The sequence below is a fragment of the Nocardia bhagyanarayanae genome, from assembly GCF_006716565.1.
Taxonomy (GTDB): domain Bacteria; phylum Actinomycetota; class Actinomycetes; order Mycobacteriales; family Mycobacteriaceae; genus Nocardia; species Nocardia bhagyanarayanae.
This window is the reverse complement of record NZ_VFPG01000001.1, coordinates 2031929-2044918: the sequence shown is the minus strand read 5'-3', so window position 1 is coordinate 2044918 and position 12990 is coordinate 2031929. Positions and strand designations below refer to the sequence as shown.

10 protein-coding genes are annotated in these 12990 nt (G+C 67.5%); 3 read left to right on the top strand and 7 right to left on the bottom strand.

From position 1 onward, the window contains the following. Window positions 1-275 precede the first annotated feature (275 nt). The 6 genes from FB390_RS08575 to FB390_RS08550 form a co-directional block, all read right to left on the bottom strand. The gene (locus tag FB390_RS08575) at window positions 276-566 is read right to left on the bottom strand and encodes a DUF3349 domain-containing protein (protein ID WP_141808481.1); all 291 of its coding nucleotides are present in this window, start codon (window positions 564-566) and stop codon (window positions 276-278) included. 17 nt (window positions 567-583) lie between these two features. Beyond that, window positions 584-913 carry a DUF3349 domain-containing protein gene (locus FB390_RS08570; protein ID WP_141808480.1) on the bottom strand — a complete coding sequence of 110 codons (330 nt, stop codon included), beginning with the start codon at window positions 911-913 and terminating at the stop codon, window positions 584-586. Window positions 914-924: 11 nt separating this feature from the next. Then, entirely contained in the window at window positions 925-1209 is a 285-nt protein-coding gene (locus FB390_RS08565) for a hypothetical protein (protein ID WP_141808479.1), read from the bottom strand. Window positions 1210-1219: 10 nt separating this feature from the next. Further along, on the bottom strand, window positions 1220-2494 hold the full coding sequence (locus tag FB390_RS08560; RefSeq protein ID WP_141808478.1) for an inorganic phosphate transporter: 1275 nt from the start codon (window positions 2492-2494) through the stop codon (window positions 1220-1222). 106 nt (window positions 2495-2600) lie between these two features. Next, entirely contained in the window at window positions 2601-3884 is a 1284-nt protein-coding gene (locus tag FB390_RS08555; protein ID WP_246123922.1) for a lipase family protein, read from the bottom strand. 230 nt (window positions 3885-4114) lie between these two features. Then, window positions 4115-5689 (bottom strand): ATP-dependent DNA ligase, encoded by a 1575-nt coding sequence (locus FB390_RS08550; RefSeq protein WP_141808477.1) that lies wholly within the window; start codon window positions 5687-5689, stop codon window positions 4115-4117. Window positions 5690-5782: 93 nt separating this feature from the next. Between FB390_RS08550 and ramB the strand changes: the two genes are divergently transcribed. Together ramB and FB390_RS08540 are read left to right on the top strand one after the other, a co-directional pair. Next, window positions 5783-7189, top strand: coding sequence for an acetate metabolism transcriptional regulator RamB (gene ramB / locus FB390_RS08545; RefSeq protein ID WP_141808476.1), 1407 nt, complete (start codon window positions 5783-5785; stop codon window positions 7187-7189). 181 nt (window positions 7190-7370) lie between these two features. After that, on the top strand, window positions 7371-8000 hold the full coding sequence (locus FB390_RS08540) for a DUF8020 domain-containing protein (RefSeq protein WP_141808475.1): 630 nt from the start codon (window positions 7371-7373) through the stop codon (window positions 7998-8000). 1422 nt (window positions 8001-9422) lie between these two features. On the opposite strand, the gene FB390_RS08535 is transcribed toward FB390_RS08540, so the two are convergent. Continuing rightward, window positions 9423-11252 carry an acyl-CoA dehydrogenase gene (locus FB390_RS08535; RefSeq protein ID WP_141808474.1) on the bottom strand — a complete coding sequence of 610 codons (1830 nt, stop codon included), beginning with the start codon at window positions 11250-11252 and terminating at the stop codon, window positions 9423-9425. A gap of 432 nt (window positions 11253-11684) precedes the next feature. Between FB390_RS08535 and urtA the strand changes: the two genes are divergently transcribed. Next, window positions 11685-12956 carry an urea ABC transporter substrate-binding protein gene (gene urtA, locus FB390_RS08530; protein ID WP_141808473.1) on the top strand — a complete coding sequence of 424 codons (1272 nt, stop codon included), beginning with the start codon at window positions 11685-11687 and terminating at the stop codon, window positions 12954-12956. Window positions 12957-12990: the final 34 nt, after the last annotated feature.

The following is a 12990-nucleotide window of genomic DNA, read 5'->3' as shown; positions in this document are numbered from 1 at the left end:
TGAAGGCTCACCGGCTCCCCCCTCCCCGGCAGGTAGACCTGTGCGGAGACGGCGCACGAGCAGCCACTGTCCTCCCGTTGGCGGTGCTGGCGCGGAGAGCCCCAGCCATGAAATGGCTCACCTGCTCCCGCCGGGCCGGCGGCGCCGATCCCTCGCAGCGCGCCGCCGGCCCCCTCCACCTCCCCGGCAGGTAGACCTATGCGGAGTCGGCGCACGAGCAGCCCCTGTCTTCCCGTTGGCGGTACCGATCCGGAGAGCCCAAGCCATGAAAAGGCTCACCCGCTCCCGTACTCCGGCCAGGCGTTGGCTTCCACGCGGGCGCGCACCCTTGCGACGTCGTCTTCCGAAGGCATCTCGTTGGTCACCTTGGTGATCATGACCTGGATGTCGGTCTCGTCGGCGGGCAGCGCGCCGGTGCCGATCAGCTCGGTGGCGATCTGCCTGACCTCGTCCTCGGACAGGCGACGGCGCAGCAGCGCGAGCAGCGGGATGTAGTCGGACTCCGGGACACCGTCCGGATATCCGGCCCGCAGCCACTCGATGATGGCGTTCAGGAAAGGCGGCATCGCGGAACGCTTTCGATTCAGTCGTCGTCGGTCAGCGGTTCGGCGAGCGCCCAGCCGCCTGCCTCGAGCTGCGCGGCGACCCTGGCGACGTCGTGCTCGTCCGGCTGTTCCTTGGCGATCCTGGCGATCGCCGCAACGATGTCCTCGTGGCTGATCTCGGAGTCGGGATTGCCGGCTGCCAGTTCCTGAGCGACGGCGGCTACCTCGTAGTCGGTGAGATGGCGGTGCAGCACCGCGAACAGCGCGACGTAGTCCGACTGCGGAATGCCCTGCGGATATCCGGCGCGCAACCAGCCGAGGACGCGGCCGAGGACCTTGGGGCGTGAGGTTTGGTTGTGATCGGTCAATGCAGCGCCCTTCAGGACTCTCCGAACAGGTGGATGCCGAACTTGGCGGCGAGAAACGCCTTCGCCGTGTAGAGGATCCCGGTGACGATCGCGACGACGATCAGCGCGAAGCAGGCGTAGGCGCCGGCCAGCGCCGGATAGTTCCGGCGGGCGACGCCGCCCTCGCCGTCGACGGTATCGGCGGCGGACCACAGCCGCACCCCGAGGGCGAAGACGATCGGCAGCCCGGCGCCCAGCACCAGGGACACCGCGACCACCTTCCACAGGGAGTTCAGATTCGTGACGAGCGTCTGCACGGTGGCTCCTCTACAGCTGGGCGGAACGGGTGGGCGGATGCGCCTGCGCCGAGGGCCCCGGGTTGCGCGGATCGCTGGTGGAGCCGGGCTCGTGGTCGGCCTTGGCACCGTCGGAAGCGGCCGTCGGCGTGTCGGAGGGCCGGTCCGCGTCGCCGCCCGGCCACTCGTTGACGTTGGTGGTGTCGACCGGGTTGCGCCGCGACCGCAACCACATCAGCGCGGCAAGGACGACCAGGATCCCGAACACCACGAGGACGCCCGGCAGCCCGCCGATGAAGTGCGCGATGGCCCAGCAGACCGCACCGGCGAGACCGGCCATCGGCAGCGTGAGCAGCCACGCGACCACCATTCGTCCCATCACCGACCAACGCACCTCGGCGCCTTTGCCGAGGCCGCTGCCGAGGATGGAGCCGGTGGCCGTCTGGGTGGTGGACAGCGGCAGGCCGAAGTGGGCGGAGGTGAGGATGATCGCGGCCGAGGAGGATTCGGCGGCAAGGCCCTGCGGCGATTCGATCTCCACCAGCCCCTTGCCGAGAGTGCGGATGATCCGCCAACCGCCGAGATAGGTGCCCGCGGCGATGGCAACGGCGCAGGCCGCCATCACCCACAGCGGCATCTCGTCGTTCTTGGTCAGCGTCCCGTGCGCGACCAGCGCGAGGAAGATGACGCCCATCGTCTTCTGCGCGTCGTTGGTGCCGTGCGCGAGGGAGACCAGCGAGGCCGAACCGATCTGGCCCCAGCGGAAGCCCTCCCTGACCTTGCCCTCGTCGGACTTCGCCGTGATCCGGTAGACCGCACGGGTGCCGATCGCCGAGACCAGCGCGGCGACCACCGGGGCGAGCACGGCGGGCAGCACGATCTTGGTGAGCACGCCGTCGGAGCCGGACGCCCAGATCACCCCGCCCCAGCCGAGGGAGGCGATGGTCGCGCCGATCAGACCGCCGAACAGTGCGTGCGAGGAACTCGACGGCAGGCCGAACAGCCAGGTCAACAGATTCCAGAGAATGCCGCCGACCAGACCTGCCAAGACGATGATCAGCAGATCGTGTCCGTCCACCGCACCCAGTTGCACGATGCCCTTGGCCACCGTGGCCGCCACCTCGACCGACAGGAACGCGCCGACCAGGTTCAGCACCGCCGAGAGCGCCACCGCGACCCGCGGCCGCAGCGCACCCGTCGCGATGGAGGTCGCCATCGCGTTGGCGGTGTCGTGGAAGCCGTTGGTGAAATCGAAAACGAGTGCCGTGACGATGACGATCAGTAGAACCAGTAATTCGACGGTCACGCCTCCAGTGTGCGGCACCGCTCCCACGGATTGCCATGCGGTAACCGCCTGTCGGACGGACTTCGGGGTGCGCTAGCGTGGACGCCCGAGGTGGCGCCCGGTGCGGTCAGCGAAGTCCGAAACTGGAGCAGCCGCTCGGCGCGGGCTTTCCCGCGAGGCGCTCGTCGATCCAGGCGTTCGCGCCGGGGATTCCGGTGGCTCCGACGATCACATGCTCGCCGAGATAGACCTCGAGCCGGACCGACACGCCCTGCGCGCACCAGTCGTCGTAGAGGTTCTCCGCGCCCTTCAGCGGGATCCACACCTCGTTCGCGCCGTGGTACATGAACACCGGAACGCGTGGCGCGGCGGCGCCGAGCCGGTTCTCGGCGAGAATGCGCTGGATCATCGGGGTCGCGGTGGGGTCGGGGACGTTGGCAAGCATCTCGACGGGCACCGGCACGATGGCGCCGAGCACCGCCAAGCCCGCGAAGCAGAGGTCCTTCGCGAACTGGGCGAGCCGCCAGCCGTGGTCGTTGAACAGCCACATCATCTCCGGGTACTCGCGTGCCACGCCGAGCGTCGCCGCGAGGAAGACGCCCGATGCGGCATTGCGACCGTTCATCGTCTCCAGCAGCATCTCGAAATCCGCGGGCACCCCGCCGAAGACGGCGCCCACCAGGTTGAGTTCGGGCGCGTATTTCGGCGCGAGCTGAGCGGCCCAGCCGGAGGCGATGGCGCCGCCGGAGTACCCGGTCACGATGGTCGGCGCGGCGGGATCCAGGCCGAGATGCGGCGTGCCGACCGCCGCGCGCACCGAATCGAGCACCGCGTGTCCGGCCATCACGCCCGCCGCGTACGCCTGCCGAGGGCCCTGATGGTCGGGGACGAGCACGGCGTAGTTCTTCGACAGCGGTATCTGCGCGGCCAGGTCGGTCGACCGACTGTTCTTCAGCTGCTGTGAGGGCGCGCAGGTGTGGCCGAGCGAGTCGATCGCCACGTTCGAAGAGATCAGCGGCCGAGGGCCGGGACCGGTCCAAGTCGAGTACGGCACGAGCAGGGTGGCGACCACCGCCACCGGCCTGCCCTTCGCGTCGGTGGAACGAATCAGCATCTCGGTGGAGAGGACAGGCGTGGCGGTCAGGCCGGTACCGCCGACCCGGCTGGCGAGCAGGGTGCCGGGTTCGGTGCGCTCGTACCCGGGCGGCGGCAGGTAGAACCGGTCATCCAGTGGTGTCGGCATCACCGTCGCGGGATCGCGCGAGGTATGCAGTAGCTCGCCGGGCTGACCGGCGGGCGGCCGATCCGCTCCCGGCAGCACCGCGAAGCTCAGCGCCGCGCCGAGACACGTCACGACCGCGAGCAGCACTGCCCGCCGCGCCGCGCGACCGATACCCGGCCCAGTCGACACCCACCGTTTCCGTTTCGAACCGCGCACCGAGGAGACTCCCACCCGAGGCTGATACCGGACCGTCCGGTCCCCAAGTCTGAACCACCACCACCGCGCCACACGGGAACCTCGGGGCGCGCGTCGGAGCTGGTCAGGCGCTCGAGGGCGGCGCGGCGGTGGGACGCGACGGACGGCCGCCCACCGCCCGAGGCGACGGCCTCATCGCAGCAGCCGCGGACGGCGTCGCTCACTCAGGGGAGTAGGGCGCGGATGGTGTCGATGGTGTCGGCGTCGGTGGGGTCTTTGTCGGGGCGGTAGCGGACGACGCGGGCGAAGCGGAGGGCGACGCCGCCGGGGTAGCGGGGGCTGACCTGGACGCCGTCGAGTGCGATTTCGACGACGAGTTCGGGCCAGAGGTAGACGGTGTGTTCGTCGCGGGAACGTTCGTGGCGGGGGAATTCGGCGGTCTGCCATTGCAGCAGGGCGTCGGTGAGGCCCTTGAAGGTCTTGCCGACCATCACCGGTTCGCCGGTCGCCGGATCGCGCGCGCCGAGGTGCAGGTTGGAAAGGTAGCCGGTGCGGCGGCCGTAGCCCCATTCCGCGCCGAGCACGATCAGGTCCATGGTGTGCGTCGGCTTGATCTTCAGCCAGGCGCGGCCACGGCGGCCCGCCGCGTACGGCGCGGACAACGACTTGACCATCACACCCTCGTGCCCGGCGGCGAGCGCGCCGTCGAAGTACTCGGCGGCGGCCTCGGGGTCGGGGCGGATCAGCGCGGGGATGGTGTGCTCGCCCGCCACGTGCAGCAGCGCGGCGCGCCGTTCCGAGAGCGGGGCGTCGAGCAGGTCCCGGCCGTCCAGGTGCAGGCAGTCGAAGAAGTACGGATGCAGCAGCAGTTCTCTGGTCGAGCTCACGGCGGGGACGAGCGGACCCGCGGACGCGCCGGGCGGCAACTTCGCCTCCTCGCCGGGCTCGGCCGTGGCGAAGCGGCTCATGGTCTCCTGGAACGGCCGCGGCCGCCCGGAGTCGGTGAGCGCCAGCGTCTCACCGTCGAGCACGACGCTCTCGCACGGCAGCCCGGCCACCAGCCGGACCAGCTCGGGCACGCCGGAGGTGATGTCGCGCAGGGTCCTGGTGAAGACGCGGACCTCGTCGCCGTCGCGGTGCACCTGGATACGCGCGCCGTCCAGCTTGTGCTCGACGCTGACATCGCCGTCGAACTCGCCCATCGCCTCGTCGAGCGCGGATCCCGGGGAGGCGAGCATCGGCTGGATCGGCCTGCCCACTTCGAGCCGGAACGCGGCGAGCGCCTCCGAACCGCCGGTGAGCGCGGCGGCGGCGGTGACGGGCAGCTGCCCGGAGAGCATGTACGCGCGCCGGACCTGCTCGACCGGCACGGCGGCGGCCACCGCGACCGCCTCGGCGACGAGCGCGGTCAGCGCGCCCTGCCGGATCTCCCCGGTGAGCAGGCGCAACAGGAAGGACTGCTCGGCCGAGGTCGCCGCGCTCCAGAGCGCGCTCAGCAGTTCTCTGCGCCGGTTGGCCGAGCCCTTTCCTGCGACGGTGGCGAGTTCGTCGAAGACCTTGTCGACCGCCGAAACCGACAGTGTCGCAACGGGAGACGGCGCGCCACCCAGCCCGGTGATGGTGCGCCATCCGGTGCCGATGCGACCTTGGCGCAGCTCACCGGAAACCCACGCCACCACGGGCGTGAGTTCCTCCGGCGCGGCCGCGCCGAGCAGTTCGGCGAGCGCGGCTATCTTCGTCTTTCGGGACCTGGTCGCGCGAACGGTCTCCGACGTCTGCACGACTTCCGAGAACAGCACCCCTCGACGGTAACCCGAGGCTGTGACATATAGCTCAGCTCCGCTGTTAATTTCCCATTGGCACGGCTGCGAAATCCCCCATAAACTCGACTTATGGCCAAGACTTACGTCGGCGCGCGGCTTCGTCAGCTGCGTACCGAACGAGGACTGAGCCAGGTCTCGCTCGCGCAGAAGCTGGAGATCTCGGCCAGCTACCTGAACCAGATCGAACACGACGTGCGCCCGCTCACGGTGCCGGTGCTGCTGAAGATCAGCGAAGTCTTCGGTGTGGACGCGACCTTCTTCTCCTCCGCCGACGACACCCGGCTGATCGCCGAGTTGCAAGAGGTCGTCATGGATCAGGAGCTGGGCATCGAGGCCGACACCCAGGAGATCGCCGACATGGTCTCGGCGCACCCGAGCATCGCCCGCGCGATGGTCGCCATGCACAACCGCTACCGCAACACCAGCGCCCAGCTCGCGGCCGCCACCGAGGACCGCTTCGCCGACGGCGCGGGCAGCGCGACCATCAGCAAGCCGCACGAGGAAGTGCGCGACTACTTCTATCAGCGGCAGAACTACATCCACGAATTGGACACGGCCGCAGAGGAATTGACGGCCCGCATCCGCTTCCACGGTGGCGATGTGCCCAGCGAGATCGCGCGCAGGCTGCGCTCGCACGACGTGAAGATCGTGGAGCGTATCGACCTCGGCGAGGGCGTGCTGCACCGCTACGACACCGATTCGCGGGTGCTGGAGATCGCACCGCACCTGTCCGGCGGCCAGCGTACGTTCAAGCTCGCCGCCGAGCTCGCCTACTTCGAATGCGGCGACCTGCTCGAAAAGCTGGTCGAAGAGGGCAATTTCGCCTCCGAGGACACCCGCAAGCTGGCCATGCTCGGCCTCGCCAACTACTTCGCCGCGGCGACGGTCTTGCCCTACACGCACTTTCACGAGGTGGCGGAGGACTTCCGCTACGACATCGAGCGGCTCTCGGCCTTTTTCAGTCAGAGCTACGAGACGATCTGCCACCGGCTGTCGACCCTGCAACGACCCAAGCTGCGCGGCGTCCCGTTCTCCTTCGTCCGGGTCGACCGGGCGGGCAACATGTCGAAGCGCCAGTCCGCCACCGGTTTTCACTTCTCCTCCAGCGGCGGCACCTGCCCGCTGTGGAACGTGTACGAGACCTTCGCCTATCCCGGCAAGATCATGACCCAGATCGCGCAGATGCCCGACGGGCGCAAGTACCTCTGGGTCGCCCGCACCGTCGAGCGCCGCGCCACCCACTACGGCCAGCCGAGCAAGACCTTCGCCATCGGCCTCGGCTGCGAGCTGCGCCACGCCGCACGGGTCGTCTACGCCGACGGCATCGACCTCGACGTGGTGCAGCCGACGCTCATCGGCGCGGGCTGCCGCGTCTGCGAGCGCGCCAACTGCCCGCAGCGCGCCTTCCCCCCGCTCGGAAAGGTCCTGGACATCAGCGAGCACCGCAGCTCGGTGTCGCCGTACGTGCTGAAGTGAATTCCGCCGTTTTGCTCTGAAGTCTTTCATTTCGAGGGTCTTCGGTGTGGTTACTGCAAGTTTGCGCTGTACACCCGACAAATCCCTGGTGCGCCAAAAGAATTGCGTTTCTGTCGGCGGCCGGTGTTAGTGTCCCCGTCCGAGAACGCGATGAAGCGTTCCGTGCACAAGGGGAATTCTTTTGATTATCAGGAAGTTCGCGGTCACCGCACTGCTCACCATCACCGCGACCGGGATCGCCGGGGGAGTCACCTACGCCGCTCCTACGGCCGAGGAAACCAACCACTCCGGCACTGAAAGCGGTGTCGCGTACCAGATCTCGCAGTCCGAGGACGGCAGGAACCTGACCGCGAAACTCGAGGGCGGCACCTTCGCGCTCACCGAGACCGCGCTGACCGTTCGCGACAAGTCCGGCACGGTCGTCGCGGCGGTGCCGCTGACAGTCACCATCGACGGCGCGGACACCGTGGAATTGCGCCCGCAACTCAGCACCGACGGCGCGAGCCTGACCGCGTCGCCCATCGGTTACTGGAGCAAGACTTCGCCCAAGCAGCGGAATATCGAAGCGGGCATCGGGATCGGCGCGGCGCTCGGCGTATTCGGCGGCCTTTTCCTCGGCGTCGCCGTCACCTTGGTGAGCATGGGGCTGCTCGCGCCCATCGCGCTGCCGGTTGGTCTGATCGCGGGAGTGATCGCGGGCGGTGCGATCGGGGCGGGGATCGGGGCGTCGATTCCGGCGTCGGATCTGCCGGATCGGTGGGAGTACACGCCCGAGTGCTGGAACGGGTACTACCACACCTACTGCTGGTAAGTAGTTGGGTCAGCGGGTTGAGAGGTTGTGCCTGACCCAGGTTTCCGGGGAGGGGCGCGGGAGTTGCGTTGGGTTGGCGGTGCCCAAGGTTGCGGGTTCCCAAGGGTATTCGCCTACTAGGTGTTTCATCCCAGCGTAGCGGGTTCCCAGGAGGGGTTTGCCTGCCAAGGCTTCATCCCGATGTTGTAGGTGCCGAGAGGTCTGCCTACTAGGGTTTCATCCCAATGTTGCGGGTTGCCAGGATGTTCTGCCTACCCAGGATTTTATCCCAGTGTTGTAGGTGCCCGAATGGTCTGCCTACCAGGGTTTCATCCCAATGTTGCGGGTTCCCAGGATGTCTGCCTACCCAGGTTTTCCTCTGAGCAGTGCTGGGCACGTCGTCTGCCGTACCCGACTTACCTCCCGCAGTCGGGTGCGCGAGGTTCGGCTTCCGGCGTGGTCGACCGGCTCTGGTTGCGTCTAGAGAGTGGCAAGCAAAAGAGAGCTCTCAGCCTGTCAAGGGCCCAACCACCATTTGACTACCGTCGATAGTGAAATGGTTTCGACGGTAGTCAAATGGTGGCTTTCGAAGATCAAATAGCAACCATTTGACTACCGTCGATTTTCCCCGGCTCCCCAGCGCCCGCCCCGGGCGCGCCACCGCCGGATCCGGGCCCGCCACCGCCCGCCCTGTACGCGCTACCGCCACCTAGGGCAGCCCCCGCCGCCACCGCCCCGCGCCACCGGAGCCTGCGCGAAGAATGCACGCGCTACGCACGCCGACCCACACACACCGCAGCCCACCCCACCAACTCCTCCGGCTGCCCTCCCTAGACGCAACCACAGCCAGACGACCACGCCGGAAGCCGCACCCACGTCTACCAACTGCGGGAGGTAAGCCGGGTACGGCACCCAACGCGCCCAGCACTGTTCGAGGCAAACCTGGGCCAACCGCGCATGAACGAGCAGGCCGAACCCCCGGAACCAACGTCAACCAACGCAACCCACCAACCGCCCCGGACGCCACCCATCCGCTCAGAACCCAAAAGAACCTGGGCCAACCGAGCATGCACCACGCACGCCCAACCCCCGAAACGAACCGTCAACCAACGCAACCCACCGAACCACCCCCGGACGCCACCCATCCGCTCAGAACCCAAAAGAACCTGAGCCAACCGAGCATGCACCACGCACGCCCAACCCCCGAAACGAACCGTCAACGAACGCAACCCACCAACCGCCCCGGACGCCACCCATCCGCGCGCAACCCAAAGCACCTGGCCCCAGACGCCACCCATCCCTACAGAACCCCAGAAGCACCTGAGTCACCCGAGCATGCACCACGCACGCCCAAACACAAGGAACCACCGTCAACCGGCGCAACTCACCACCGGACGACACCCACTCAGGTCCCCATCAACCCCCGACCACGCGGCCCAACCCTCAGAACGCCGCCTCGTCCAACTCCATGATGTCGTTGTCGATCCCAGCCAACACCTTCCGCGTAGCCGTCAACTGCGGCAACACATTCCGCGCGAAGAACTTCGCAACCGCGACCTTCCCGGAATAGAACGCCCGATCCTTACCGTCCGCGTCCTCGCCCAATGCCGCGCCGGCGATCTCCGCCTGCACCAACAGCCGCCACCCGATGAGCAGGTCTCCGACGGCGAGCAGGAACCGCACGGACCCCAGCCCCACCTTGTACAACTCGGCGGGCGACTGCTGGGCCGCCATAACGAAGCCGGTGAGCGTCGCCGTCATCGCCTGCACATCGGCCTGGGCGGTGCGCAGCAGTTCGCGCTCGGTCTCGAAGCGCCCGGTCGGGGTCGAGAGGAAGGCGGTGATCTGGCCGTCGACGTGCGCCAGCGCCGCTCCCTTGTCGCGAATGATCTTGCGGAAGAAGAAGTCCTGCGCCTGAATGGCGGTGGTGCCCTCGTACAACGAGTCGATCTTCGCGTCGCGGATGTACTGCTCGATCGGGTAGTCCTGGAGGTAACCCGAACCGCCCAGTGTCTGAAGGGATTCCGTCAGCAACTGGTAGGCGCACTCGGATCCGACGCCCTTCACGATGGGTAGCAGCAGATCGTCCACGCGGTGCGCCAGTTCGGCGTCCGCACCCGAAACCAGCTGCGCCACATCGGCATTCTGATGTGCGGCGGTGTACAGGTACACCGAGCGCAGACCCTCGGCGTAAGCCTTCTGCATCGCCAGCGAACGGCGCACGTCAGGGTGGTGGGTGATGGTGACGCGCGGGGCCGCCTTGTCCGCCATCTGGGTGAGGTCCGCGCCCTGCACGCGCTCCTTGGCGTACTCGAGGGCGTTCAGGTAACCCGTCGACAGCGTGCCGGAGGATTTGACGCCGACCATCATGCGGGCGTTCTCGATCACCTGGAACATCTGCGCGATGCCGTTGTGCACGTCGCCGACCAGCCAGCCCTTGGCCGGAACCGGCCCGCCGCCGAAGGTCAGCTCACAGGTCGGCGAGGACTTCAGGCCCATCTTGTGCTCGACGCCGGTCACGTAGACGCCGTTGCGGTCGCCCAGCTCGAGTGTCTCGTGGTCGAACAGGAACTTCGGCACGTAGAACAGCGAAAGCCCCTTGGTGCCGGGGCCCGCGCCCTCCGGGCGGGCGAGCACCAGGTGGAAGACGTTCTCGGCGGTGTCGCCGACGTCGCCGCCCGAGATGAACCGCTTGACGCCCTCGATGTGCCAGGAGCCGTCCTCCTGCGGAATCGCCTTGGTGCGGCCCGCGCCGACATCCGAGCCCGCGTCCGGCTCGGTGAGCACCATGGTGCCCTGCCAGCCCTTCTCGTAGCCGACCGTCGCCCAGTGCTTCTGCTGCTCGTTGCCGACGTTGAACAGCACCGACGACATCACCGAGCCCATGCTGAAGAAGCTGGCCGACGGGTTGGCGCAGGTGATCATCTCGTTGACCGCCCAGACCACCGCGTTGGGCGCGGACGTGCCGCCCATGCCCTCCGGCATGCCGAGTCTGCCCCAGTCGGCGTCGCGCACCGCCGCGACCGTCTTGCGCAAGGGCTCCGGCACGGAGATCTCGAAGGTGCTCGGGTCGTAGACGACGGGTTCCCGGTCGGCCGCCGCGAAGGAGTCCGCGATCGGCCCCTCGGCGAGGCGCTTCACCTCGGCGAGGATTTCCCGCACGGTGTCGGAGTCGAGGTCGCCGTATGCGCCGGTATCGAGGAGTTTGTCCAGGCCCAGTACCTCGAAAAGGTTGAATTCGATGTCACGCACGTTCGCCTTGTAGTGCCCCACCTGGTCCTCCTCGACTCGCGGCCGCGGCCCGCCGCCACGACGCTCCGGCGCTTCTGACGATGTACAAATCGCAGCCTGCCGCACCGGGAATCGGCTACGCAACCGTAAGGAAGATCAGACCGGAACAGTCGCGGACGACCGGGCGAAGCCGAGCGGCCGGGCACGCGACCGTAGGCGTAGCTACGGAGCAACTACGGACCTCACGCCGATTCACCGATCGATAGCCGGAAAGGTTTCACACGCCGGAAACATCGGCAACGGACTCGTCACCGAGAGATATTCCGGCGCAACAACTTCTGTCTACTCTTCGCACCACGAATATGCGGTTGTATACACCCCGGTCGACAGCGTTGACCGGGGCAAATACGGCGTATTCGCGCGCGGCGCGGCCAGCGCCGCCGAACACCTGATGAAGTGAGAGGGTCCCGCCCCATGTCAGATTCCTGTGCCGCTCATCGGCATCGTTCCCGCCTGACCAGAGCGCTCGTCGCGCCGACCGCGCTGGCGCTCGCCGGCCTGTTGCTGACCGCCTGCGGCGCCAAGGACGACGCCACGACCGGCTCCAGCGCCGCGTCCTGCGTCGACACCTCCACCGACACCATCAAGGTCGGTTCCCTGCACTCGCTGTCGGGCACCATGGCCATCTCCGAGGTCACCGTCGCCAACTCCACCAAGCTGGCCGTCGACCAGATCAACGCCGCGGGCGGCGTGCTCGGTAAGAAGATCCAGCTCGTGCTCGAGGACGGCGCCTCGGACCCGAAGACGTTCGCGGAGAAGGCCGAAAAGCTCATCAGCTCCGACTGCGTCGCCGCGGTGTTCGGCGGCTGGACCTCGTCCAGCCGAAAAGCCATGAAGCCCAAGTTCGAAAGCCTCAACTCGCTGCTCTACTACCCGGTCCAGTACGAGGGCCTGGAGGACAGCAAGAACATCTTCTACACCGGCGCGACCACCAACCAGCAGATCGTGCCCGCGCTGGATTACCTGAAGCAGAAGGGCATCACGTCCCTCTACCTGGTGGGCTCCGACTACGTCTTCCCGCAGACCGCCAACCGCGAGATCAAGGCCTACGCCGCGGCCAACGGCATCGAGATCAAAGGCGAGGACTACACCCCGCTCGGCTCCACCGACTTCTCGACCATCGTGAACAAGGTGCGAAACGCCAAGGCGGGCGCGGTGTTCAACACCCTCAACGGTGATTCCAACGTGGCGTTCTTCCGCGAGTACACCAACGCGGGCCTGAAAGCCGCCGAGATGCCGGTGGTTTCGGTGTCCATCGCCGAGGAAGAGGTCGCGGGCATCGGCGCGCAGAACATCGCGGGCCAGTTGACCGCGTGGAACTACTACCAGACCGTCGACACCCCGCAGAACAAGGCGTTCGTCGACGCGTACAAGGCCGCCTTCGGCGCCGACAAGCCCACCTCGGACCCGATGGAGGCCGCCTACGCCTCGGTCTACCTGTGGAAGAACACCGTAGAGAAGGCCAACTCGTTCAAGACCGAGGACGTCCAGGCCGCGGCCGACGGCGTCAGCTTCGACGCGCCGGAAGGCCTGGTCACCATCGACGGCTCCAACCACCACATCACCAAGACCGCGCGCATCGGCGAGATCCGCGCCGACGGCCTGATCTACACGGTCTGGGACTCCGGCAAGCCCATCCAGCCGGACCCGTACCTGAAGTCCTACGACTGGGCCAAGGGCCTGTGACAACTGTTCGTCCGTTCGACGCGGGACGGCCGGT